Genomic DNA, 25295 nt, shown 5'->3' on the forward strand with positions numbered 1-25295 from the left:
CCGCAGCCACCCAGCCACCCAACCACCGACCAAGTCCAGCCGACCATCGGGGCCCAGGCAATCGACCAAGCCCAGGTAACCGACCCAGCCCAGCCAACCGCCGAAACCCCACCGACCGACCAGGCCGGGCCGGGCCGATCGAGCCCGGCTGGCCGACTGACCCGGGCCCAAGTAACCGACCGAATTCAGTCAACCGCCGCAGCCCAGCCAACCAACGGACCCCAGGCAACCGCCGAAACCCGGCGGGGCGACCAGGCCCGGCCGATCGAACCCGGCTAGCCGACCGACCAAGCCTTGGTGATCAACCAAGCCTTGGTGACCCACCGAGTTCAGCCAGCCACCGCCGCCCGACCGCCGCACCCAGCCAACCAGCGACGTCCGGTTCTCCAACGACCGGAAGCATCCGGACCGCACCGCCCCCAGGCAACCAGCGACATCCGAACCGACGCACACGACCCAGGTGATCAGCCTTCACGCGGCCAACGGAATCCAGCGGCTCATCGCTCCAGAAAGCGCCGTGACCAACCGGAGCCGTCGCAGGTTCGGCAGAGCGGTCACCCGCCGTCATCGCCCGACCGCCAACTCGCTCCCCTACCCAGGACCCAACTTGCCCGCTCCTCACACGAAAGCACCCAACCCGCTCCCACGTGTACCGAGCAGACCCTCCCTCACCCCGATCCGAAGCGCCCTCCTCGTTGATCTTGGTTTGTCAAGGCATCTTTCCCGCCTTGACAAACCAAGATCAACGATCGAGACAATCGCGCGAGCGGGGTGAGGGAGACCCACCTGACCAACCCGACACAACACCCCAACCCGGTCCGCCCCGCTCCCGACACCAGCAGCCCAACCCGGCACCGACAACAGCGACTTGAGCCCACCCACCCACAACGGTCACCAACCGCCACACCCACCCAACCCGACTCCGGCACCCGACAACGGCGGCCCAACCCCACCCCGACGACAGCGACTCCAGGCCAACCACCCACCCACACCCGGCACCCACCCACACCCGCCACCGCACTCACACCCGCCACCGCACTCACACCCGCCACCCCGCGGGGTCCTCACCTGTCACCCACACCCGCCACCGCACTCACCCGCCACCGCCACCGCACCCCCACCGCCCCCGCACCGCACCCGCACCCGCACCCGCACCGCACCCGCACCCGCACCCGCACCAACCACGCCTACAACCGCAACCACCCCCACCACCCACCCCCTCACCTCCAACCCCCGGCAAAACCCCCACTTCCCGCGTAGCATTCAGTCCTCGTGCGGTTCATCGAAGGGCATCGCCCCAGCTACGACCTGACCTACGACGACGTCTTCCTGGTACCGGGCCGTTCGGCCGTGGAATCCAGGTTCGGCGTCGACCTCTCCACCTCCGACAACACCGGCGCGACCATCCCGGTGGTCGTGGCGAACATGACCGCCGTGGCGGGCAGGCGCATGGCGGAGACCATGGCCAGGCGCGGCGGCCTCGTGGTCCTCCCCCAGGACGTGGCGCCGGACGTCGTGGCGGGCATCGTCGCGTGGGTGAAGGACCGGCACCCGGTCTGGGACACGCCGCTCGTCCTCAGTCCGGACGACTCCGTGGCCGACGCCCTCAACCTGATCCACAAGCGCGCCCACGGCGCGGTGGTCGTCCTCGACCACGCCGGCAGGCCGGTGGGTGTCGTGGACGAGGCGGCGTGCTCGGGCGTCGACCGCTTCACCCGCCTGTCCGAGGTGGCGGACGAGCACGTCCTCACCCTCCCCCTGGACACCGCACCCCGCGACGTCTTCGACCACCTGAACGGCCGGACCCAGCGGGTGGCCCTCGGTGTGGACGAGAACGGGGTCCTGGCAGGCGTACTCACCGCCCTGGGCGCGCTCCGGGCCGAGGTCTACAAGCCCGCGCTGGACGAGCGGGGTCAGCTGCGGGTCGCGGCGGCGGTCGGCGTGAACGGGGACGTGGGCGCGAAGGCGGCCGAACTGCTCAAGGCGGGCGTGGACACGCTGGTCGTCGACACCGCCCACGGCCACCAGGAGAAGATGCTCACCGCGCTCCAGGCGGTCCGCAGGCACGACCCGGCGGTCCCGGTCGTGGCGGGCAACGTGGTCACCGCCGAAGGTGTCCGCGACCTGGTGGAAGCGGGTGCGGACATCATCAAGGTCGGTGTCGGCCCCGGCGCGATGTGCACCACCCGGATGATGACCGGTGTGGGGAGGCCGCAGTTCTCGGCCGTCGCGGAGTGCGCGGCGGAGGCTCGGAGGCTCGGCAAGCACGTGTGGGCGGACGGCGGCGTGCGGCACCCGCGCGACGTGGCGCTGGCGCTGGCGGCCGGCGCGTCGAGCGTGATGGTCGGCTCGTGGTTCGCGGGGACGTACGAGTCGCCGGGCGACCTGCGCAGCGACGAGTCCGGCAGGCTCTACAAGGAGTCGTTCGGCATGGCGTCGAAGCGGGCCGTCAGCGCGCGCACCCGCACCGACAACGCGTTCGACCGGGCCCGCAAGGGGCTGTTCGAGGAGGGCATCTCGACGTCGCGGATGTGGCTGGACCCGGTTCGGCCCAGCGTCGAGGACCTGTTGGACGCCATCACGTCCGGCGTGCGGTCGTCGTGCACGTACGCGGGCGCGGAGGACCTGGAGGCGTTCCACGAGCGCGCCGTGCTGGGCGTCCAGTCGGCCGCGGGCTTCGCGGAAGGGCGTCCCCTGCCCGGCGGTTGGTAAAAACCGAACAATGTTCAGGTGCTGAAAGAAGAAGTGCGGCCGCGCTTACGCTGTGCGGCGTGGACGAAGCGGTAGAGGTCTCGGACCTCGTGAAGGTCTACAGGTCGGGTCAGAAGCCCGCTGTGGACGGATTGAGTTTCACGGTGCCGCCCGGCGAGGTGTTCGGTCTCCTCGGACCGAACGGTGCGGGCAAGACGACGACCGTCGGCGTGCTCACCACCAGGGTGCGGCTCACCTCGGGTCGCGCCCTGGTGTGCGGTGTGGACGTGAACGCCGACTCGCAGCGCGCACGGCAGCTGCTGGCCGTCGTACCGCAGCGCAACAACCTGGACCGGACGCTGAACGCCCGGCAGAACCTGCTGTTCCACGCGGCCTACCACGGCATCGGGCGGGCCGAGCGGGTGCGGCTGGCCGACGAGATCCTGGCCAAGATGGGCCTGGAGGACCACGCGAAGGCGCTGGTCGACACGCTCTCCGGCGGGCAGGCGCAGCGGCTGATGATCGCGCGGGCGCTGATGCACCGGCCGAGGGTGCTGTTCCTGGACGAGCCGTCGACGGGCCTCGACCCGCAGGCCCGGCTGTTCGTGCACGACCGGGTGGCGGCGCTCCAGCAGGAGGGCGTGACGATCGTGCTGACCACGCACGACATGGACGAGGCCGCGAAGCTGTGCGACCGGGTCGGCATCGTCGACCACGGGAAGCTGCTCGCGCTCGACAGCCCGGAGAAGCTGACGTCGTCGCTGCCCGGCAGCACCACCATCAGCGTCACCACCAACCCGCTCGGGACCGACCCCGCCGTGGTCACGGCCGCGCTGAGCGGTCTCGACGCCGTCGTGCGGGTCGAGGACGTGGCGGGCAGCAGCACGTTCCGCGTCTACGCCGACGCGACCGCCGCCGTCGCGCTGCCGCTCGTGCTGCGCACGCTGGAGGAGCTGGGCGTCGAGGTCAGCGACCTCGCGATCGGCAAACCGAGCCTCGAAGACGTGTTCATCCAGATGACGGGCAGGGAACTCCGATGAGCGCGACCCCGGCGTCGGTCTCGATCCGCACGTTCCGCGCGATCCTGTGGCGCGACGTGTTCGTCACCGGCAGCGAGATGCCCAGCTTCCTCGCGCAGGTGCTGATCCAGCCGTTCTTCATCCTCTTCATCTTCGGCAAGGTCCTCGGCGACATCGGGTTCGTGCAGGGCGACTTCGCCGCCGTGCTGCTGCCCGGCATCGTCGCCATGAACGGCTTCCTCGGCGCGCTCCAGAACACGACGCTGCCGCTGGTGCTGGACTTCTCGTGGACCCGCGAGATCGAGGACCGGCTGCTCGCGCCCATCCCGATCCCGCTGGTCGCGGTCGAGAAGATGGTGTTCGGCGGGCTGCGCGGCCTCCTCGCCGCGATCCTGATGGTGCCGATCGGGTTCCTGCTGCTCGACGTCACGTGGCCGGTGGCCGGGCTGCCGATGGCGTTCCTGGTGATCTGCCTCGGCTCGCTCGCGGGCGCCGCGGTCGGCATGGTCATCGGCACGTCCGTCCCGCCGCGCCGGATCAACATCATGTTCGCGGTCATCCTCACGCCGCTGCTGTTCACCGGCTCCTCGCAGTTCCCGTGGCAGGCGCTGGACCAGACCCGCTGGTTCCAGGTGGTGTGCGCGCTGAACCCGCTCACCTACGTCAGCGAGGGCATGAGGGCCGTGCTGGCGCCCGACGTGCCGCACATCCCCCTCGGCGTGTGCCTGCTGGTGATCGTGGCGTCCATCGTCGGCTTCGGCGCGCTCGGCATGAAGGGTTTTATGCGTCGCGCATTGGACTAAAAAGGGGGCAAAAGTCCTCGTTCATTTCACGGCACTCCGGGTATATATTGAGCCCTCATCGGGGAACAACACGTGCCACACGGGGGTGTCATCGTGCTCGAAGTCGAACTCGACATCTTATCCGGAATGCCCAATCCCACCTGGATCCTTTCCGAAGCCCACGAACGCGAACTGCTCGAACGCGTCGCGGCCGACCCCTCCCAACTCTCACCCGCCGCCACGGCCGACGAGCAGTTCAGCCTCGGCTACCGCGGCCTGATCATCCGCACGGTCAAGACCGACGGCGACGAGCGGTCGCTGTCGCTGCCCCAGGAGTTCCGCGTGGGCAGCAAGCCCGCGACAGAGCCCGCCGCCCAGTGGCTCCTCGGCACCGCGGAGAGCTACCGCGACAGCGGCGTGACCGACGTGCTCCAGGAGGCCGCGACGCAGGGGATCGCGCGGGTCGACAGCAGGACGGTCGACCCGACCCAGCCCGCGACCGGGTTCGGCGGCCGCGAGAAGCAGGACGACGAGGAGAACCCGGACAGTCCCGAGGGGGGCGGCGAAGGGTCCTCCACCAGGGGCGCGACCTGGTGGGCCTGCGGATCGAACTACTTCAGCGCCAACGCCGACCTGTTCAACCAGCCGGAGAACGTGACGCGCAACAACTGCTACTGCTTCGCCAGCAACCACCTGGCGGGCGTGCGCTACGCGCTGCCCGGCAGGCGTGGCGGGCGGCCCGCGACGTCCATCACGTGCGGCGGCTGCACCGACGGGCTGCGGGCGGACGGGTGGCAGGACGGCTGCCAGACGAACACGCTGACGATCGCGATGGTGATCTGGCCCAACGTCGACTACCACTTCTACCGCCTGGTGACCGGCGGCCCGAACTGGTGGTGGGGCCACAAGCCGGGCGGCACCCCGGCGAAGTACACCGACGACTGCGGTCACGCGATCTACCAGGAGAACGGCACGGGATACGCGCCGAACAACATCTGCCGCGGCAACTACACCAATTTTTGCGGGTACTTCTACCAGAACAACAGCACCGCGTTAGTGGCATAGGAGAATTCAATCGACACACGCCGATTCATGGCAGGAACACTTCTCGTGCTCCTCGCCTCGGCTTGCGCTTCGACACCGTCCGGGGAGGGCAGGACCGTGCCTGAGAAAACCGAGGTCGAACTCGACGTCTTCTCCGGCAGGCCCAACCCGACGTGGTCGCTGCCGGACGCGCAGGCGTCCACCTTCCGGGAGAGGGTGGACGGCCTCCCGGCGGCGACCTCGGGGCAGGTGGCGAACAACCTGGGCTACCGGGGCTTCATCGTGCGAGCGGGCGACGAGGTCGTCCTCGTGCAGAAGGGGGTCGTGCAGAAGACCAGGGGCGAGACGACCGAGTACGCCGCGGACCCGAACCGGGACCTCGAGCGGTGGCTGCTCGAATCGGGCAAACCCACCCTGGAACCCGAGGTCCTCACCTCGGTGGAACGCGAGCTGGGCGGCTGACGATCGGCCGAACGCGGAGGAGGGGGCGCCCACCGGTGCGGACGCCCCCTCCTCCGTCACGCCACTAGCTCGAGTAGTCCTCCAACATCTCGGTGACCAGCGCGGCGATCGGCGACCGCTCGGACCGGGTCAGCGTGACGTGGGCGAACAGCGGGTGCCCCTTGAGCTTCTCGATCACGGCGGCCACGCCGTCGTGCCTGCCGACGCGCAGGTTGTCGCGCTGCGCCACGTCGTGGGTGAGGACCACCCGCGAGTTCGTGCCCAGCCTCGACAGCACGGTCAGCAGGACGTTGCGCTCCAACGACTGCGCCTCGTCGACGATCACGTACGAGTCGTGCAGCGACCGGCCGCGGATGTGGGTCAGCGGCAGGACCTCCAGCATCCCGCGGTCCATGACCTCCTCGACCACGTCCTGGCTGACCAGCGCGCCGAGGGTGTCGAACACCGCCTGCGCCCAGGGCTGCATCTTCTCGCTCTCGGAACCGGGCAGGTAGCCCAGGTCCTGACCGCCGACGGCGTAGAGCGGGCGGAACACCACGACCTTGCGGTGGTGCCTGCGCTCCATCACCGCCTCCAGGCCCGCGCACAGCGCGAGTGCCGACTTCCCCGTCCCGGCTCGTCCGCCCAGCGAGACGATGCCGACGTCGGGGTCCAGCAGCAGGTCGAGGGCGATGCGCTGCTCGGCGGACCGGCCGTGCACGCCGAACGCCTCGCGATCACCCCTGACCAGCCTGATCTGCTTGTCCGGCGTGACGCGGGCGAGCGCGCTCGACGACCCCGCGAGCAGGCGCAGGCCGCTGTGGCAGGGCAGTTCCGCCACGTCGGCCAGGTCGTGCAGCGCCGGGTCGATGGTGTTGTCCCGGTAGAGCGCGTCCACGACGGTCTGGTCGACGTCCACGTCCGACATGCCGTTGTAGCCGGACAGGGTGACGTCGTGAGCTCGGTACTCGTCCGCGACGAGGCCGCAGGCCCCCGCCTTGACGCGCAGCGGCATGTCCTTGGTGACCAGGGTGACGGAACGTCCCTCGGCAGCCAGGTTCAGCGCGCACGCGAGGATGCGGGCGTCGTTGGAGTCGGTGCGGAAACCGGCGGGCAACACCTCCGGATCGGTGTGGTTGAGCTCGACGTGCAGGGTTCCACCGACATCGCCAATCGGCACCGGGGAGTCCAGGCGACCATGCCGCAAACGGAGGTCGTCGAGCAGTCGCAGCGCTTCTCGGGCGAACCAGCCCAGCTCGGGGTGGTTCCGCTTCCCCTCCAGCTCGCTGATCACCACGAGCGGGAGCACGACCTCGTGCTCCGCGAACCTCGTGGTCGCCATCGGGTCGGAGAGGAGGACGGACGTGTCCACCACGAACGTGCGGGTGGTGGGTGCGTCGCTGTCCGGAGAAGTAGTGCGCGGTGAGCCTGAGGAACGGCTCGCGGGTCGTCGTGCGTTCACGGCAACTCCCTCACGAACGCGGCACCCGCGTCCGTTCCTCGCTGGGCCAGGCACCAACCCCGATCGATCGACCGCCTACCTTCAGGCGAGCCGACCGCGAGAGCCGGGTGCCGGCCCCCTCGCGCCAGTTGCCACGATCAGGGCCTCCCTGCGCGGTCCGCAGTGGTCGCGTCCCGCCAGTTCGAAAGTTACCTTCGAAAGTGCTCCCTGTGCAGGGAGCCACACAGGTGATTCGTGAATTCCTCTTCTGCTCGCCGAACGGTCATCCGCCGCCGCAGTGGGTCATCAGGCGGCCGAAACGGACTCCACTTGGCCCAGCAGATGTGGCGTTCGCGCAGCTCAGGGCACGTTCTGTCACATCAGCCCCATGATCACGCGGAGTCACGGGGCAGCCAGGACACCCCTGTCTCGACTTCTTCCCGCAACATCTCCGGCACCAGAGGTTCATCGAGGACGGTCAGGTATCTGTCCGCAAGCGACACGCCCGGCGCCCTGGCGTCCAGGTACGCCCTGACGAGCCGCACCCCTTCGACGTAGGTGGTCGTGTACGCGCGCCACAGCGGGTCGGCCAGGAAGCGCACCATCTGCCGCGCCCTGCGCTCCGGGACGAGCAGCCAGCGGCACAGGTAGGCGATCACGTCGGCCTGGTCGGCGCGCTGGTCGTGCAGCATCAGGGCGGCGTCCTGCCGGACCGCGGCGAGCCCGGACGTGGCCGCCTCGACGCGTTCCGCCAGCGGGCCCTCCATCCGCAGGCCGAGGTCGCGCATGATCTCCTCGGTCCACGCCCCCCAGCCGTGGCCGACGAGCGCGTGCAGGCCGAGGTCGGCCATGCCCTCGGCCATCAGGCACTGGGGGGTGTTGATCAGGAAGATCGACTGCTCGGCGAAGCCCCGGCGGCCGACCAGGCCGACGTCCTTGCGGCAGTGCTCGGTGTGGTGGCCGGGGTAGGACTCGTGCGCGACCAGGTGCGGCAGGTTCGACATGCGGTGCCCGAGGTCGGCGTTGATCGCCACGACGGACCTGAGTCCGCCCAGGTAGTAGTTGAAGCCGCTCCACGGCTTGTCGCGCACGATCCGGTACTCGACGACCTCGCCGTCCGGGAGGCCGAAGCGCTCGCGGGCCAGGTCGCGCAGGGCGCTGGACAGGGCGTGCACGGCGCCGTCCAGCCGCTTGAGCGGCACCTCGTCGAGGGAGCGGAACTCCGCGAGCCGGTAGGCCAGGCTGCCCGGCCCCGGCAGCAGGTCGTCCAGTTGGGCGTGGGCGGCGCGGTAGGTGTCCTCGTTGCCCGGCCGGATCCGCACCTGGAAGTAGGCGGCCACCTCGTCGACGTAGCCGATGCGGACCCCCGCGAGCTTCCGCGCGGTGCACTCCAGCGCGACCAGGTGCGCGTCGAGGAACCGGCGACGCGGCTCGGCCAGTTCGCTGCCGACCAGTTCACGGCGCAGCAGGCCCGCGCGGGCGGCCAGCGCGGTCGGGTGCGGCCTCGGTTCGTCGTCCACCTGGCGACGCAGCCCCTGGTCCCCGGTGAAGGAGTCCACGAGGCCCGGCGACAGGCGGCCGAGTCTCAGCCCGAGCACCTGGTACTCGCGCACCAGCTGGTTGACGTCCATGAGCAGGGGAGCCTAGGAGGACCAGCGCGAACAGGACAATCCGCCGGGCCGAGGACCGGGGCGGGCCGACCGGTTCAGCGGGGCGGTGCGGCGCACCGCGCCTGGCCGGGACAGCTGCGGATCAGGGAGACCTTGGGCGGCCTGGTGATCAGCGACGGAGCGGAGGCGGCCCCCGAGGGCCACTGGATCGAGACGGCGATCGACGACGTGTTGTTGCCGTAGTCCTTCTCGACCAGCCTGCGGTCGTCGTTGACGGTGTTGACCACGTCGTAGACGCCCGAGGGCACGGCGGTGATGTCGAGCCACTGGAAGTCGACGTCCAGGCGGTAGTCGTCGCCGCTGCCGACCGAGATCCCCTCGACGACGTCCAGGGCGTCGACCTCGTGGTGCTTGCACATGTTGCCGCGCAGGAAGGTGGCCAGCTTCGCCGTCGGACTGGTGGTCCCGGTCGGCGTGCCGGGCAGGCTGCCCGCGTCGTGCGTCCGGTAGCGGTCGCCCAGGCAGAACCCGTTCTTGCGGTCCGCGACGAGGACGTCACCGGCGGGGTTGCGGAGCTGGAAGCGCTCGAAGTCCATCAGGTGCCAGTGCTGGTGGGACCGGGCGGGCTCGTAGTACATCGAGTTCGTGGTGGCGTGCTGGGCCGCGGCGAAGGAGTCCGGCAGGACGTCCGAGCCCCTGGTCTGGAACGCCTGGCGCACGGCCATGGTGGGCTGCTCGGTGTCGTCGCGGTGGCCGAAGATCAGCAGCGGGCCGTCGCCGACGTTGTCCTCGGAGCTGGTGAAGCGGAGCCGCACGGCCTGGGCCGGGCCGAAGCTCGCGCACGAACCGCTCGGGTTGGACGCGTCCAGGACCATGCACACGTCCCAGTCGCGGCACGTGCTCGGGTCGCCGCTGAAACCGCCGGGGCACCCCACGGGCGCCTGGCGCAGGTCCGGCAGCAGACGGCTGTCGTCCGCGCGCGCGGCGGGTGTCGTGATCAGCGCCGCGAACGCCAACGCGGCGACGACGACCCTCTTGGGCTTGCTGTCCGACAGCATCCGCGCTCCGCTTCCTCGACTGGTGTGACGACGTGGGCCGCGGCGCGCCACACCGCAGCGGGACCAGCGCCCGTCGTGGGTGACGTCCTTCGGTTGCCGCGGAAGGACTTCCACCGGGGTGGCCCGACTCCCGGTCTCGCCGGGAGGATCACGCCCGGTCCGGCGGCGCCCCGGACGCGCCGGGTGCCGCACCGCCGTTGGCCGACCCGTGCGTGGTCGGCGAACGGCCTTCACGCCGTCGACCGGCGTGGACGTTCCGCCCCCCGCAGAGCTGTGGTGCGGGACCCGGACGATCGGGCCCCGCACCACGGCTTGGCAAGCGCTGCAAGAGAGTCAGATCCGAGGCCGCCGGGGGGATGGCGACTGCTCAGTCTGCGATCAGTTGCTCTGGCCGGTGCCACCGGTGATGACGCCACCGGTGCTGCAGATGTCGGGCGAGACGCTCTCGGCCTCGTTGGAGCCAGGGGAGAGGACCGGCACGTCGAGGCCGTTCGCGACGTCCTCGATCGGCACCTGCACGCCGAGCACGTTGATGTTGTTGTCGCAGATGCCTGCGACGGCGTTCACGTTCTCCAGCACCTGGGTGTTGTTCAGGTTGACCAGGCCCACCTGGGCGAAGTCACTCTGGTCGACGCTGTGGCCGTTGCCCACGATGTCGTCGTGGTGCTCCTCGGCCGGGACGCCGGTCGTGGCGTTGGCCATTCCACCGAGCATGACCATGCCAGCCGCAGTGGCGGCAACAACGGAAGCCATCTTCTTGAGCACTGGATAAATCCTTAAGTGGTTGGTTCGCTAACGAATAAATCACTGAGGCCCACGACTAACCCGCTGGCCGCCATGACTCGTGGGAAACGGCTGTCGGGGACAAGGCCGTGATGGCGAACGTACAGGGCCCATGGTCCACTTTCCACCCCATGACCCCGATCGTGTACCACCTAATCGAGTGAAGGCAGGCGAGAACGGGAACAAGATCGAGACCAGCGCCACAGACGGCAGATCGGCGGCTCGCTCGAATTTGACATCAGAACTGGAAAGCACTGTTCGTCCGGCCACGACCTTCGCTTTCCAGCGAATCGGAACACGGTTGTGAGGAATCGTCACAGCGATTCCGGAGCCGGCCGCGCGGTCGTTCCCCGAAACGCGGGGCCCGCGGTGGTCCACCGCGGGCCCCGCGACCGGATCAGGCGTTCTTGCGGGTCCGGAACATCAGCATCAGCGTGCTGCCGCCCAGGAGCAGCAGCAGGCCCACGAGGGCCAGCCAGCCACCGGGCGCACCCGTGTGGGCCAGGCGGTCCGGCCCAGCGGCGACCCGGTCACCCGAGCCCCCGTGCCAGCGACCGCCCTGGTGGGTGGTGGAGGTGACGTGGGTCGGGGTGGTGGAGGTGCTGCTCGACGAGCTGTCGGTGACCACGCTCGGGGTCGTCGTGCTCGACGTGGTGCTGCTCGTCGTCCCCGACGTGGTGGTCGTCGTCGAGGTCGGCGTGGTGGTGGTCGTGCTGGGCGTGGTCGTGGTGGTGCTGGGGGTGGTGGTGGTCGTGCTCGGCGTGGTGGTGGTCGTGCTCGACGACGTCGTCGTGCTGGTGGTCGTGGTCGTGGTGCTCGGCGACGTGGTCGTCGTCTCGCACTGCGGTTCCCCGTGCTCCAGCGGCGAGTGGCCGGGCGGGCACTCCGGGGTCGTGGTCTCGCCGTGCTCCCAGTTCGAGTGCGGGGGCGGCGTGTGGACCGGGGGGTTGGGGTACCAGTCGCCGGTACCGCACTCCGGGTGCCAGGAGGGCTGCGAGTCGCAGTGCTCGACCCCTCGCTCGGTGGCCGGGGGTTGCGGCTGACCGCCGGACGACTCCGCGAACCCGGTGGTGGACCCGACGACGACGATCGCCAGAACGGCACTCGTCAGTTGAACAAACCTGAGCATTGTACGCAGTTTCCCAGCAGGCATGAGATTAGAATGGCAATTGAACCCGTTCGTCGCAGTCATTTACCGGCAAAGCCACCGATTCGAGTGTAAAACTCGTTCCAGAGAGTGACACTCGGTTGAGTCGCTTTGCCAACCGGTGCCGCTGGACGAGCGGCTCACGCGGTACCGCCGACGCGGGAAATCAGGACGAACGACCAGCCGCGGCGGGCAGTTCGGGACACCATCACCGAACTCGCACGCGGGGAATGGGCTTCGGGGACCTGTCAGCGCAGGTCAGAGCACCTGGAGAAACGGCGAAGCGGTGGTGCGGAACTCCTCGGATCGAGGAACGCACCACCGCTTCAAGGCCACATCAAGAACCTACGGCCACATCAGCGTCGGCCTCCGAATGAGGCCGCCTGAATGACGGTCAGTTGTTCTGACCGGTCCCACCGTCGATGATGCCACCGCTGGCGCACACGTCGGGGGACGCGCTGACGGCTTCGCTCTCGCCCGGCGAGAGGATCGGCACGTTGAGACCGTTGGCGACATCCTCGACCGGCACCTGGACGCCGAGCACGTTGATGTTGTTGTCGCAGGCGCCCACAACGGCGTTGACGTTGTGCAGCACGTCGGTGTTGTTCAGGTTGAGCAGTCCGACCTGACCGAACTGGCCGTGGTCGACGCTGTCCACGTTGCCCACAACGGGGGCCGCGGAAGCCGCGCCACCGAGCGCCATCAGACCTGCTGCGGTGGCAAGGGCCACCGTACCGAACTTCTTCAACACGGAGAACTCCCCAAAAAGAAATCTAGATACCGACCCAAAGGGCAATCGCTTGAGTAGAACCCCAACTTAGGAGCACCCAACGAAACTCGAACGAAAACCCAGAACTCAGGCCGTCCAAGGAAACGAACCGCACTAACTAACAGCGATACGATTGCCGTGGGACGAACATACATGCCCCCCAAGGACAAATCCACTCGGCAACACCATCGTGTGCGACCTACTCGCACAGTGAGTATTCGGCCACCTATTCGGGTGACCCAGGAGTGCCATAACGGCTGACGCAGTTATGTTTCGTAGCAGAATTGGCGGTTTCTTGAGTGGACCTGTTACCCGAACGCGACGAACGCTCCGGCAACCGGGCGTCGTCGTTGGCCGCCAGTACACGGCGGAGCGGGTTCCGGGCGTCTCGCCCACCGCGATCACCGCCGAAGGCGCGCGAACCGGTGGCGTCCGGGAGCACGGCGGACGCGGATCCGTTGTGGGACTTGGTGATCCGACCGGAACCGGGGAACCGGGCCAGCGGGCACCGGTGCCCGCTGGGAAGTCGTTCGCCGACCTGCCCCGCAGCGGGGGCGGGTCCGCCCGGTCCAGCGGGACCGGGGGCACGGCCCCGGCCCGGCGAGGGGCGGCCGCGCCTTCGCCTCGCGGAACCGGTCGCCGCCCGACCCGACCGCGGCCCTGCCGCTGGGCGCGCACGCGAACGGGGTGGCCGGGCGCGACGTGATCGTCGAGCGCCCTGCCACCCCGCGGGTCCGGTGCGGACCGCACGCCGGTGCCCGTCCGGGACACCGCCGCGCGGTCCGCGGGGTCAGCCGTCCGAACCGGCGGCCGCCACACCCGTGGACGTGGCGCCGTCGGGACCGGCCGTGTCCTGGCCCTGGACGTACGTGACCTCGCCGTCCTCTCCGACCGTCGCGTACAGCCACTCGCTGCTCACCCCGTCCGGACCCGCGACCGAGTGGAACTCGACGAGCGCGCCGCCCGCACCGGGGAAGCCGCCGTAGTAGTCGTGGTGGTGGCCCGCGGCCTCCACGATGTCCAGCGAGGCGCCGTCGGGACCCGCCGAAGCGTCGTACGCCTCGTAGGCGTCGGCCAGGGCGACACCGCTGGTGCCGAGGGCGAGGGGTGCGGCGAGCGCGCAGGCCGCGACGACACGACGGAGGGAGATCTTCACAACGACTCCTTGGATCTGCTGAGCGATGAGCGTTCTTCTTGTGCGACAAGGACATCCGGGCGGTGGGCGAACCGGCCGCCGCGTCGTCCCCCTTTGTCATGCTGCCGGTGCGCGCGGTGCCCGCACAGCGAACCGCCGTGACGCAGCTCACCCGAGAAGTCCGGCCGAAGCCCTCAAGTCGAACGAATCCCCCTCTGCCGCAGGAAGATCGTCCGCGGGGTGCGCGACGGCCGCCGGGCCGAGTTCACCTGTACGCATGACCCCGAACGAAGACGAATCCCGTTCACGACTCCGGTGGTGCGGTGGACAGGGTGTCCGACCGCCGTCGGCTCCGCGCGCGAGGGCGGGCCCGCGGTCCGGGTTCGCCCACCCCGGTCCCCCGCCGCCCAATTCCTGATTCCACTGCGCGAAAATCACCCCTTGATCACATTGCTTCACATCGGCAAGTAACGAGGCAACCGGCCGATCCCGCACACGCTCACCAGCACCAACCACTCGGCGCGACCCCCACACAGGTGACGTTTATCCACACCGTCACGCACAGTGCAGCAAAAACGAAAGACACGGGACAAAACCGACTTCGGAATACGTGGATCACACGATGTGGTGACCGGGGAAGCAATTCAGCTCGGGGCGGGTACCTTTCGAAATGTAGTTCTCGTACTCAACCTTGGAGGTTGTCCCACGATGCGCAGGATCAATCGCATGATCGTTGCGGGTGCCCTGTCCATTCCTCTCGCCCTGGCGGCGGGCGGCATCGCTTCCGCCGACACACTGGACACGGTCCGAGACGCGGAGTACTACGAGTCCACGAGCACGGTCGGTCCCGACGGCGCGTCGTCCCACGTGGTCTACAGCAGCGTGGACGACGACTGGGGCTGGGACGGCCACCACCACCACTACGGCTGGCACCACCACGGCCTGCTCACGGGCCTGCTCGGCGGCCTGATCTAGCACCCGAGCAGCGATCGCGCCGCTCCGACGCGTCCGGCCACCACCCGGTGGTCCACCGACGCGCCAGGGCCGCGGTCTACCTGGCGGTACACGGAGCCGATGAGGCCCCTGGAGCTTCAACCTCCAGGGGCCTCATCGGCTCTCACGCTACCAGTCCCGATTCATTCCCCGTTCCGGGGTGGTGGCGAAACATCTTCGAATTGAACCGACCACTCCGATCACGCCCATTGCCGACGTGAACCGGAAGAATCCGAAGCGCACGGGAAAGCCACCGCCTCACTCGGAAGAAGGCAGGCGCCCGAATCGCAGGCGAACTCCGGATGAGGAAATCGCGATTCGTCGTGCGGGGTGGCGCCACGTCCAGTAAAAGCGACCACCAGCCGAACGAGGGGCGTCCCGCTCCGAGCGGACCACCCCTCGTTCACGGTGCGGGAAGCGTCAGGAGCCGAACCGGCGGTGGCGGATCGCGTAGTCGCGCAGGGCCCGCAGGAAGTCCGTGCGGCGGAACGCGGGCCAGTAGGCCTCGCAGAACCAGAACTCCGAGTGCGCCGACTGCCACAGCATGAAGCCGGACAGCCGCTGCTCCCCCGACGTCCTGATGAGCAGGTCGGGGTCGGGCTGGCCGGAGGTGTAGAGGTGCTCGGCGATGTGGTCGACGTCCAGGACCTCGGCCAGCTCCTCGATCGTGCCGCCGGTCTCCACGTGCTGCTGGAGCAGCTTGCGGACCGCGTCCGCGATCTCCTGCCTGCCGCCGTAGCCGACCGCGACGTTGACCTCCAGGCCCGTGCGGCCCGTCGTGCGCAGGGCCGCGGCGGACAGCCGGGCCGCGGTCTCCGTGGGCAGCATGTCCAGCGCGCCGACGTGCCTGACCCGCCACGGATTGCCCGGTTCGGCCAGTTCGTCCACGATGTCCGCGATGATGTCGAGCAGCGGACCCAGTTCCTCGATGGGACGGTCCAGGTTGTCCGTCGACAAGAGCCAGAGCGTCACGACCTCGACGTTGGCGTCGGTGCACCACCCGAGCAGGTCGAGGATCTTGCGCGCGCCGACCCGGTGGCCGTGGACGACGTCGGTGAACCCGGCTTCCTTGGCCCAGCGCCGGTTCCCGTCCAGCACGACACCCACGTGGCGCGGACGCTGCTTGTCGACGAGCCACTTGTTCAACCGGTACTCGTAGACGCGGGACATCACGTCCCGGACTTGCTTGAGGAGCCCCACGACCAGAGAGCCTACGCCGCGTGAGCCGGGTCACGAGCGGGCGAGGGAGGCGTGAAGTTCACCGCACGACCACTGCGACACAACCTACGGTGCCGTAACCTCAAATGTGTGACCTCAACGACGCCCGCCCGCCAGCCTGTTCCGGCGCTGCGGCCCCGGATGCGCGGGTGGCTGCACGTCTGGTCCTTCTACATCTCCCTCGCCACGGGAGCCACGCTCATCGCCCTCGCCGCCTCGACGGTGTCGGCGAAGGCGGCCCTGGCCACCTCCATCTACGGCGCGACCGTCCTCGGCCTGTTCGGCATCAGCGCCATCTACCACCGCGTCGACTGGGTGAGCGTCCGCGCCCGCACGTGGATGAAGCGCCTCGACCACTCGATGATCTTCGTGTTCATCGCGGGCACCTACACGCCGTTCGCCCTGCTCGCGATGCCCCCGAACACCGGGAACGTCGTGCTGGCCGTGGTCTGGATCGGTGCCGTCAGCGGCGTCGTCCTCAAGCTGGCCTGGCCGCACGCGCCCAAGTGGGTCGGTGTCCCGATGTACATCGCCCTCGGCTGGGTCGCCGTGTTCGTGCTGCCGGACATCATGCACAACGCGGGCGTCGCCGCCCTCGTCCTCGTGATCGTCGGCGGCCTGCTCTACACCGTGGGCGGCGTGTTCTACGGAATCCGCTGGCCCAACCCCTGGCCAGGCGTTTTCGGCTTCCACGAGGTGTTCCACGCGGCCACCGTCGTAGCCGCCCTCTGCCACTACATCGCCATCTGGTTCGCGATCTACTCAGGCTGACGTCAGGGGCCTGGAGACGCTTGATTTCCAAGGTCAGGCCGTCTCCAGGCCGCCGCTCCTGCGCTTTCCCCGGCCTGAACAGGCGATCGGTGGCCCTGCGGCTCTTGTCGTGGCTGGACGGCATCGGGTGCCGAAGCCCGTGCATCCCGTCTTCCTGCTCGCGGTACTCCAGGCCGGCCGTCTCGAACGCCGGACGCTCGTGGTGAACGTCTGCCGCCTGCACGCCCCCTCCGTCGTGAGGACCAGGCGGGAGTGCGTGCCCTGACCCGCCACCGCTGGCCGCAGGGATCAGCTTCGCACCGGGGTGGTGCCCTGGGACTGGTTGATCTTCGCCAGGCCGTCCACAGGCCGTGGGACGTCAGGAGGCGGCGAGAATCAGCGAGAACTAACGAGTGCTGTTTTCGCTGGTCGAAGCTTCGAACGACCGAAGCCGGGCGCGAGCCGCGAACGAGGCGTCAGGACATCGCCACCTGGTTCGCGATCTGCTCCTGACCTGGTCGGGCCAGGCCTTCGAGGGGACGCCGAGTTCGCAGCTCGGGCGACCGGTCTCGACACGACCCCCGCCGCTGACCGGCCCCCAGACCGGTCAGCGGCGTTCCCCATCCCCCTGGCCCCACGCACCGAGTGTGGACCAGAACGCCCCGTCAGCGGAGCACTACTTGGGGAATGCTTGAGGTTTGGACAGTGGCGTTCACACTGGTGAGCGCCACTTTCAGGTTGACTTGTCAGCCCAGATCCGGACCTTGGGCCCGGAGGTCGTCCACCTTCGACATCGCGTCGCGCAGCTCGCCCAGCCACGTGTCGGCGTGCTCGCCGACCAGGCGCACGGCCCAGGCCAGCGCCTCCGAGCGCGACCTCGCCACGCCCGCGGCGACGAGCGTGTCGAGCACCTTGCGCTCCGGCTGCCTGAGCCTGGTCATGACCGGCACGGACAGCGTGGTGAACAGCTCCTCGGTGCCGCCCAGCCTGGCGCCCCAGGCGACCTTGCGGCCGTAGCGGTGCTCGGCCTGCCTGGCGATCTCGATGCGCTCGTCCCTGGTCTGCTCGCGGTACCGGCTGATCCGGCCCGACTCGGCGGCGGAGCGCTCCGCGTCGTCGGCGAACTCGCCCTCCAGGTCGGGCAGGGTGCCGACGACGAGGATCTCCTCGCGGTCGACGACGACGTCCGGCGCGCCGGTGAACCAGCCGTCGGGCAGCCGCCCGGTGAACCACGCGGCGGCGTCGTCCGCCGACGGCAGGTCGGCCTGCTGCCACCCGCCCCTGCCCCGTCCGGGGCCCCATCCGCGTCCCATGTCGACCCCTCTCGTAACGTCGATTACTTGATTACAACGCTACGCCTGCAACGGTGGAAGTCGAGGGCGTTCGCTATCGGCGGAGGGCCTCCACCAGGTCGTCCACCGAGGTCACCGGCCGGTCGCACACGTAGCCGCGGCACACGTACGCGGCGGGACCGCCGTCGACCAGCGGGCGGTCGGCCAGCAGCGGGACCGAGTCCGGGTCGCCCGCGACGACCACGCCCCCGCCGTGGATCCCGACGCGGGCGGCGGACACGAGGTCGGGGGACGTGCCGACGAGGGCGACCTGGACCGGGCCCGCGTGCAGGGCTTCGGCGACGGCGAGCCAGTGGCCCGCGAACCTCGGCGCCCTGGCGGCGAGCAGGCCCGCCCGCGCGACGGCGTGCTCCGCGGCCGTGCGGTAGAGGCCGGCGCGCTCCGGACCCAGCGCCGACGCGGTCAGCAGCGCGGCGGCCAGGGAGGACGCGCCCGACGGGCTGGCGTTGTCGGTCGGGTCGGACGGACGGCGGACCAGCGCCTCGGCGTCGTCGGCGGTGTCGTAGAACGCGCCCGGCGCCTCCAGGTCGGAGAAGTGCACGAGCGCCTTGTCGAGCAGGCCGCACGCGGCGTCCAGCCAGCGCGCGTCGGCGGTGACCTGGTGCAGCACCAGCAGACCGTCGGCCAGGCAGCCGTAGTCCTCCAGCACGCCCGCCGCGGTGCCCGCCACGCCGTCGCGGGACGTCCGCAGCAGCCTGCCGTCGACCACGTGCACGGCCAGCAGGAGGTCGGCGGCCCGCGCGGCCGCCTCGACCCAGCGGGGTTCGCCGACCAGGGCGCCCGCCTCGGCCAGCGCCGAGACGGCCAACCCGTTCCACGCCGTCACGACCTTGTCGTCGCGGCCCGGCTGCGCGCGCCTCGCACGGGCCTCCGACAGGGCCGAGCGGACGCGGTCCCACCGCTCGCCGCTGACGGGTTCGGCCAGGCGCAGGGTGGACGTGCCGTGCTCGAAGGTGCCCTCCGGGGTGACGCCGAAGACCTCCGCCGCCCACTCGCCGTCCTCGCGGCCCAGCACCTCGACCAGCTGCGCGGGCGTCCAGACGTAGGTGAGGCCCTCCTCGCCGTCGGTGTCGGCGTCCAGCGACGCGGCGAACGCGCCCTGCGGGGTGGTCAGGTCGCGCAGCAGGAACTCGGCGGTGTCGCGGACGACCTCGCGGTAGCGCGGGTTGTCGTCGCGGCGGCTGAGGTGGGTGTACGCGCGGAGCAGCAAACCGTTGTCGTACAGCATCTTCTCGAAGTGCGGCACCACCCAGGAGGCGTCGACCGAGTACCGCGCGAAGCCGCCCGCCAACTGGTCGTACAGGCCGCCCGCGACCATCGCGTCGCAGGTGGCGCGGGCCATCGACAGCGCCTGGATCGAGCCGGTGCGCTCGTGGTGGCGCAGCAGGAACTCGACCACCATGGACGGCGGGAACTTCGGCGCGCCGCCGAACCCGCCGCGCTTGCGGTCGTACTCGCCCAGCAGCGACACCACCGCGCCGGACAGCACCTCCTCGTCCACTGTGGACGACTGGAGCGGACCGCCCCGCTGCGCCAGCTCCGCGGCGATGCCCGCCGCCGACTCGCGCACCTCGTCGCCCTGCGTGGTCCACGCCGACGCGATCGACTCCAGCACCTGGCGGAACGACGGCGACCCCGGCCGCGGCCGCGGCGGGTAGTAGGTGCCCGCGTAGAACGGTTCCGCGGCGGGCGTGAGGAAGCACGTCATCGGCCAGCCCCCGTGGCCGGTCATGGCCTGCGTGACCTCCATGTAGACCGCGTCCACGTCCGGCCGCTCCTCGCGGTCCACCTTGACGTTCACGAAGTGCTCGTTCATGTACGCGGCCGTGGCCTCGTCCTCGAACGACTCGTGCGCCATCACGTGGCACCAGTGGCAGGCCGCGTAGCCGACCGACAGGAGCACCGGCACGTCCCGCCGCACCGCCTCCTCGAACGCCTCCGGCCCCCACGGCTGCCAGTGGACCGGGTTGTCGGCGTGCTGGAGGAGGTACGGGCTGGTGGAAGACGCGAGCCGGTTCGTCATGCCGTCCACAGTAATTCGCCCGCGCCACCAGCGTCGTTCAGTCAGACTCCCCTGGTGCTCCTGACCATGACGACCACGCACCGGCCCGCGACCGACCTCGGTTTCCTCCTGCACAAGCACCCTGGCAAGGCCCAGTCCTTCCCCGCCGCGTCCGGCACCGCGCACGTGTTCTACCCGCGCGCGTCGGAGGCCGAGTGCACGGCGGCGCTGCTGCTGGAGGTCGATCCGATCGCGCTGGTGCGCGGGCGGGCGAGCAGCCTCACCCAGTACGTGAACGACCGGCCCTACGCGGCCGGGTCGCTGCTCGCCGTGGCCATGGGGTCCGTCTTCCGCACCGCGATGAACGGGCGGTGCGACGCGCGGCCCGAACTGGCCGCTCGGGCGATCCCGCTCCGCGTCGAGGTGCCCGCGCTGGGCTGCCCGGACGTCGACCTGCTCGGCAGGCTGTTCGGGCCGCTGGGGTGGACCGTCGACGCGGTCCCCGTGCCGCTGGACCCGGCCGTGCCCTCGTGGGGCGACTCGCGGTACGTGGACCTGGCGCTGACCGGTGAGCTGCGGCTGGCCGACGCGGTGAAGCAGCTCTACGTGCTGCTGCCGGTGCTGGACGGGTCGAAGCACTACTGGATCGACCAGGACGAGGTCGACAAGCTGATGCGGGCGGGCGAGGGCTGGCTGGCCGCGCACCCCGAGCGGGAGCTGATCACGCGGCGCTACCTGGGGCGCAGCAGGCCGCTGGTGCGGTCCGCGCTGGAGCGGCTGGCCGAGGCCGACGGCGTGCCGGAGGAGGCGCTGGACAACGCGCTCGACCCGCCGGTGGACGTACCGCTGCCGCTGGCCGTGCGGCGGCGCGAGAGCGTGCTGGCCGCGGTGCGGGCCTGCGGGGCGCGGCGGGTGCTGGACCTCGGGTGCGGCGAGGGCGCGCTGCTGCGGGAGCTGGTGAAGGAGCCCTCGATCACCGAGGTGCTGGGGGTCGACGTGTCGTCGAGGGCGCTCGCCGTCGCCGAGCGGCGGCTGCACCTGGACACCCTGTCGGACCGGGCCCGCGAGCGGATCACGCTGCGGCAGTCGTCGCTGACGTACGCCGACGCGGGGCTGGCGGGGTACGACGCCGCCGTGCTGATGGAGGTCGTCGAGCACCTCGAGGAGGACCGGCTGCCCGCGCTGGAGCACGCCGTCTTCGCGGCCGCCGAGCCCGGCACGGTCATCGTGACCACGCCGAACGTGGAGTACAACGCGCTGTTCGACTCGCTGCCGCCCAACACCTTCCGGCACGCCGACCACAGGTTCGAGTGGACGCGGGCCCAGTTCCGGGAGTGGGGTGACGGGGTGGGCCTGCGGTACGGGTACGCCGTCTCGTACCTCCCCGTCGGGCCGTCGGACCCCGTGCTCGGCTCCCCCACGCAGCTCGCCGTGTTCACGAGGAAGCGGGAGGCCCGATGGAGCTGACCATCCCCGACCTGTCGCTGGTCGTGCTGATCGGCGCGTCCGGCTCGGGCAAGTCCACGTTCGCGGCCAAGCACTTCCGGCCCACTCAGGTGCTGTCGTCCGACTACTTCCGCGGGCTCGTCGCCGACGACGAGAACGACCAGGGCGCGTCCGGCGACGCGTTCGACGTGCTGCACTACGTGGCGGGCAAGCGCCTGGCCGCGGGCCGGGTGACGGTGATCGACGCGACGAACGTCCAGCGGCACGTCCGGGCGCGGCTGGTCGCGCTGGCGCGCGAGCACAACGTGCTGCCGGTCGCCGTCGTGCTGGACCTGCCGGAGGACGTCTGCGTGGCGCGCAACGCCGCCCGGCCGGACCGCGACTTCGGCGCGCGCGTGGTCCGGCGGCACCAGGCCGACCTGCGGAAGTCGTTGCGGCACCTCAGGAAGGAGGGCTTCCGCAAGGTGCACGTGCTGCGCGGCGAGTCCGAGGTGGATTCCGCCTCGTTCACCTACGAGCGGATGCTGAACGACCTGCGGCACGAGACCGGGCCGTTCGACGTGATCGGCGACGTGCACGGCTGCCGCGCCGAACTGGAGGAGCTGCTGGCCCGGCTGGGGTACGCGATCACCCGCGACGCGCTGGGGCGGGCGGTCGACGCCGCGCACCCAGGGGGCAGGCGCGCGGCGTTCGTCGGCGACCTCGTCGACCGCGGCCCGGACACACCGGGTGTGCTGCGGCTGGTGATGGGCATGGTGCGGTCCGGGCACGCGTTCGCGGTGAGCGGCAACCACGAGCACAAGCTGGTGCAGGCGCTGCGCGGGAGGAAGGTGACGGTGGCGCACGGGCTCGCCGAGTCGCTGGCGCAGCTCGCCGGGGAACCGGAGGAGTTCCGCGCCGACGTCGAGTCGTTCTGCCACGACCTCGTGTCGCACTACGTGCTCGACGGGGGCGCGCTGGTGCTGGCGCACGCCGGGCTGCCGGAGAACTTCCACGGCCGCGCGTCCGGACGGGTGCGCAGCTTCGCGCTGTACGGCGACACGACCGGCGAGACCGACGAGTTCGGCCTGCCCGTCCGGTACCCGTGGGCCGACGACTACCGGGGCAGCGCCGTGGTGCTCTACGGCCACACACCGGTGCCGGAGGCGGAGTGGGTCAACCGGACGATGTGCCTGGACACCGGGGTCGTGTTCGGCGGCAAGCTGACCGCGCTGCGCTACCCGGAGGAGGAACTGGTCTCCGTCGCCGCGCACGAGGTCTGGTACGAGCCGGTGCGCCCGCTCGTCGGCACGCCGCCCGCCCGTGACGGGCAGGTGCTCACCCTGACCGACGTCACCGGGAACCGGTCGGTGGAGACCGGGCACCACGGCCGGATCGGCATTCGCGCCGAGCACTCGGCCGCGGCGCTGGAGGTGATGAGCCGGTTCGCGATCGACCCGCGCTGGCTCGCCTACCTGCCGCCGACGATGTCGCCGACCGCGACCTCGGCGCGCCCCGACGTGCTGGAGCACCCGGAGGAGGCGTTCGCCGGGTTCCGGAACGCGGGCGCGGGGCAGGTGCTGTGCGAGGAGAAGCACATGGGCTCGCGGGCCGTCGTGCTGGTGTGCCGCGACCCCGGCGTCGGACCCGCGCGGTTCGGCGTCGAGGGCGGTGGAGCCGTGCACACGCGCACCGGCCGCGCGTTCTTCCCCGAACCGCTGGCGGGCGCGTTCCTGGAGCGCGTGCGGACGGCCGCGACCGCCGCCGGGCTGTGGGCGGAGCTGGACACCGGCTGGCTGCTGCTCGACGCCGAGCTGATGCCGTGGAACGCCAAGGCGGACGGGCTGGTCCGCGAGCAGTACGCGGCGGTCGGCGCGGCGGCGAACGCCGTCCTGCCGAGGGCGGTGGACGCGCTGACCGAGGCCCGGTCGCGCGGGATCGACGTCGACGGCCTGCTGGCGCGCACGACGGCGCGGGCGGCCAACGGCGCCGCGTACCGCGAGGCCTACCGCCGCTACGTCTGGGACACCGACGGCCTGGACGGCGTCCGGCTGGCGCCGTTCCAGCTGCTCGCGAGCGAGGGCAGGACGTTCGAGGACCGGGACCACCGGTGGCACCTGGGGATCGCGGCCCGGCTGCGCGACGCCGACCCGGACCTGGTCACCCTGACCCGCAGCCTGCTCGTCGACACCGCTGACGAGCGGTCGGTCGCGGCGGGCACGGCGTGGTGGGAGGACCTCACGGCGGCCGGTGGCGAGGGGATGGTGGTGAAGCCGCTGGCGAACCTCGTGCGCGGGCCGCGCGGACTCGTGCAGCCGGGGGTGAAGGTCCGGGGCCGGGAATACCTGCGGATCGTCTACGGTCCGGACTACACGGAGACCGCGAACCTGGACCGGCTGCGGAAGAGGTCGTTGGGCGGCAAGCGTTCGCTTGCTCTCCGCGAGTACGCGCTCGGCCTTGAGGGGCTGCGGCGCGTCGCGGCGGGTGAACCGCTGTGGCGCGTGCACGAGTGCGTGTTCGCCGTACTGGCCCTCGAATCGGAACCGGTGGACCCGCGCCTGTGAACCTGATGATCCCCGACCTGTCGCTCGTGGTGCTGCTCGGCGCGCGGATGGCGGGAGCGCTGCCGGTGGACCGGCACGACGTGATCGACCGGCGGCTGCGGGCGGGTGGTGTGACCGTGGTCGACGCCACGGACGCCTCCCGTGCGCAGCGCGGCGAGCTGGTGGTGCTGGCCAAGCGGCGCAGCGCCACGCCGGTCGCCATCACCGTCGGCCTGACCGAGTGGTCCCTGCGGGAGCAGGGGTTCCGGCGCGTGCACGTGCTGGCCGACCAGTCGGCGGTGGACGCGGTGCGGCTGGTGGCGGAGCGGCTGCCGAACGACCTGCGGCACGAGACCGGGCCGTTCGACGTGATCGGCGACGTGCACGGCTGCCGGGTGGAGCTGGAGGAGCTGCTGCGGGAGCTGGGGTACCTGGTCCTGCACGACGAGCGCGGTCGGGCCGTGGACGCGCGGCACCCGGAGGGTCGCAGGGTCGCGTTCGTCGGCGACCTGGTCGACCGGGGCCCGGACACGCCCGGTGTGCTGCGGCTGGCGATGGGCATGGTCGCCGCGGGCAACGCGCTGGCCGTGCGCGGCAACCACGAGGAGAAGCTGGTGAAGGCGCTGCGCGGCAACGACGTGCGGCGCGACCACGGCCTCGCCGAGTCGATGGACCAGCTGGCGCGGGAGTCGGCGGGGTTCCGGCGGCGGGTGCTGGAGTTCTGCGACGCGCTGGTCCCGCACTACGTGCTCGACGGCGGCGCGCTGGTCCTCGCGCACGCGGGGCTGCCGGAGCGGTACCACGGCCGCGAGTCGTCGCGGACGCGCAGCCTGGCCATCTGGGGCGAGAACACCGGCCGGACCGACGAGGCGGGCAACCCGATCCGCTACCCCTGGGCCGAGGAGTACACCGGCGCGGCGACCGTCCTCTACGGACACACGCCGGTCGCGGAGGCCCGCTGGGTCAACGGGACCCTGTGCCTGGACACCGGGTGCGTGTTCGGCGGCAAGCTGACGGCGCTGCGCTACCCGGAGCGGGAGATCGTGTCGGTGCCCGCGCGCCGGACGTGGTTCGCCCGGCCGGGCGCGCTGC

General features: G+C 70.6%; 20 protein-coding genes and 1 pseudogene. 11 read left to right on the forward strand and 10 right to left on the reverse strand.

Annotation, left to right across the window (positions count from 1 at the left end; all coding sequences use genetic code 11):
• Positions 1-1272: 1272 nt before the first annotated feature.
• From AC156L_RS04050 to AC156L_RS04070, 5 genes are all read left to right on the forward strand, one after another.
• Positions 1273-2712, forward strand: a complete 1440-nt coding sequence (locus AC156L_RS04050; protein WP_330883623.1) for a GuaB1 family IMP dehydrogenase-related protein — start codon at positions 1273-1275, stop codon at positions 2710-2712.
• A gap of 59 nt (positions 2713-2771) precedes the next feature.
• A complete protein-coding gene (locus AC156L_RS04055) occupies positions 2772-3731 on the forward strand; it encodes an ABC transporter ATP-binding protein (RefSeq protein ID WP_330883625.1) in 960 nt (319 codons plus the stop codon).
• Entirely contained in the window at positions 3728-4513 is a 786-nt protein-coding gene (locus tag AC156L_RS04060) for an ABC transporter permease (protein ID WP_330883627.1), read from the forward strand. Before AC156L_RS04055 ends, AC156L_RS04060 begins: the two co-directional genes overlap by 4 nt.
• 126 nt (positions 4514-4639) lie before the next feature.
• Positions 4640-5557 (forward strand): hypothetical protein, encoded by a 918-nt coding sequence (locus AC156L_RS04065; RefSeq protein ID WP_330883629.1) that lies wholly within the window; start codon positions 4640-4642, stop codon positions 5555-5557.
• 96 nt (positions 5558-5653) lie between these two features.
• Positions 5654-5998 carry a hypothetical protein gene (locus tag AC156L_RS04070; protein WP_330883631.1) on the forward strand — a complete coding sequence of 115 codons (345 nt, stop codon included), beginning with the start codon at positions 5654-5656 and terminating at the stop codon, positions 5996-5998.
• Between the two features lie 64 nt (positions 5999-6062).
• Here AC156L_RS04070 and phoH2 read toward each other — a convergent pair whose 3' ends face one another.
• From phoH2 to AC156L_RS04095, 5 genes are all read right to left on the reverse strand, one after another.
• Positions 6063-7352: an RNA 5'-3' helicase PhoH2 gene (gene phoH2, locus AC156L_RS04075; protein WP_330883770.1), complete on the reverse strand. Its 1290-nt coding sequence runs from the start codon at positions 7350-7352 to the stop codon at positions 6063-6065.
• 458 nt (positions 7353-7810) lie between these two features.
• Entirely contained in the window at positions 7811-9049 is a 1239-nt protein-coding gene (locus tag AC156L_RS04080) for a DUF885 domain-containing protein (protein ID WP_330883633.1), read from the reverse strand.
• A 74-nt stretch (positions 9050-9123) separates the two neighbouring features.
• Complete coding sequence (locus AC156L_RS04085; RefSeq protein WP_330883635.1) at positions 9124-10086, reverse strand: lysyl oxidase family protein; 963 nt, start codon at positions 10084-10086, stop codon at positions 9124-9126.
• 378 nt (positions 10087-10464) lie between these two features.
• Positions 10465-10851: a hypothetical protein gene (locus tag AC156L_RS04090; protein WP_330883637.1), complete on the reverse strand. Its 387-nt coding sequence runs from the start codon at positions 10849-10851 to the stop codon at positions 10465-10467.
• A gap of 415 nt (positions 10852-11266) precedes the next feature.
• Positions 11267-11497, reverse strand: a complete 231-nt coding sequence (locus AC156L_RS04095) for an LPXTG cell wall anchor domain-containing protein (RefSeq protein ID WP_330883639.1) — start codon at positions 11495-11497, stop codon at positions 11267-11269.
• Between AC156L_RS04095 and AC156L_RS04100 the strand changes: the two genes are divergently transcribed.
• Positions 11490-11912, forward strand: a complete 423-nt coding sequence (locus AC156L_RS04100; protein WP_330883641.1) for a hypothetical protein — start codon at positions 11490-11492, stop codon at positions 11910-11912. The two genes, AC156L_RS04095 and AC156L_RS04100, sit on opposite strands and share 8 nt — an antisense overlap.
• 498 nt (positions 11913-12410) lie before the next feature.
• On the opposite strand, the gene AC156L_RS04105 is transcribed toward AC156L_RS04100, so the two are convergent.
• On the reverse strand, positions 12411-12767 hold the full coding sequence (locus AC156L_RS04105) for a hypothetical protein (protein ID WP_330883643.1): 357 nt from the start codon (positions 12765-12767) through the stop codon (positions 12411-12413).
• A gap of 808 nt (positions 12768-13575) precedes the next feature.
• On the reverse strand, positions 13576-13941 hold the full coding sequence (locus AC156L_RS04110; protein WP_330883645.1) for a hypothetical protein: 366 nt from the start codon (positions 13939-13941) through the stop codon (positions 13576-13578).
• A 705-nt stretch (positions 13942-14646) separates the two neighbouring features.
• Between AC156L_RS04110 and AC156L_RS04115 the strand changes: the two genes are divergently transcribed.
• Positions 14647-14895, forward strand: a complete 249-nt coding sequence (locus AC156L_RS04115; protein ID WP_330883647.1) for a hypothetical protein — start codon at positions 14647-14649, stop codon at positions 14893-14895.
• A 438-nt stretch (positions 14896-15333) separates the two neighbouring features.
• Here AC156L_RS04115 and AC156L_RS04120 read toward each other — a convergent pair whose 3' ends face one another.
• Complete coding sequence (locus AC156L_RS04120) at positions 15334-16113, reverse strand: isoprenyl transferase (RefSeq protein WP_330883649.1); 780 nt, start codon at positions 16111-16113, stop codon at positions 15334-15336.
• A 159-nt stretch (positions 16114-16272) separates the two neighbouring features.
• On the opposite strand from AC156L_RS04120, the gene trhA reads away from it, so the two are divergent.
• Positions 16273-16902, forward strand: a complete 630-nt coding sequence (gene trhA / locus AC156L_RS04125) for a PAQR family membrane homeostasis protein TrhA (protein ID WP_330883772.1) — start codon at positions 16273-16275, stop codon at positions 16900-16902.
• A 725-nt stretch (positions 16903-17627) separates the two neighbouring features.
• Here the strand turns inward: trhA and AC156L_RS04130 are convergent.
• Both AC156L_RS04130 and AC156L_RS04135 read right to left on the reverse strand, forming a co-directional pair.
• The gene (locus AC156L_RS04130) at positions 17628-18194 is read right to left on the reverse strand and encodes a hypothetical protein (RefSeq protein WP_330883651.1); all 567 of its coding nucleotides are present in this window, start codon (positions 18192-18194) and stop codon (positions 17628-17630) included.
• A 73-nt stretch (positions 18195-18267) separates the two neighbouring features.
• A complete protein-coding gene (locus AC156L_RS04135; protein ID WP_330883653.1) occupies positions 18268-20256 on the reverse strand; it encodes a thioredoxin domain-containing protein in 1989 nt (662 codons plus the stop codon).
• 54 nt (positions 20257-20310) lie between these two features.
• On the opposite strand from AC156L_RS04135, the gene AC156L_RS04140 reads away from it, so the two are divergent.
• The 3 genes and pseudogenes from AC156L_RS04140 to AC156L_RS04150 form a co-directional block, all read left to right on the forward strand.
• Positions 20311-21702, forward strand: coding sequence for a 3' terminal RNA ribose 2'-O-methyltransferase Hen1 (locus AC156L_RS04140; RefSeq protein ID WP_330883655.1), 1392 nt, complete (start codon positions 20311-20313; stop codon positions 21700-21702).
• Positions 21693-24224 (forward strand): polynucleotide kinase-phosphatase, encoded by a 2532-nt coding sequence (locus AC156L_RS04145; RefSeq protein WP_330883657.1) that lies wholly within the window; start codon positions 21693-21695, stop codon positions 24222-24224. The genes AC156L_RS04140 and AC156L_RS04145 overlap by 10 nt, the downstream gene beginning before the upstream one ends.
• Before the next feature lie 5 nt (positions 24225-24229).
• Positions 24230-25276: pseudogene (locus tag AC156L_RS04150) on the forward strand (metallophosphoesterase); the annotation flags it as partial.
• Positions 25277-25295 lie beyond the last annotated feature (19 nt).

This window comes from Umezawaea sp., from assembly GCF_057122925.1.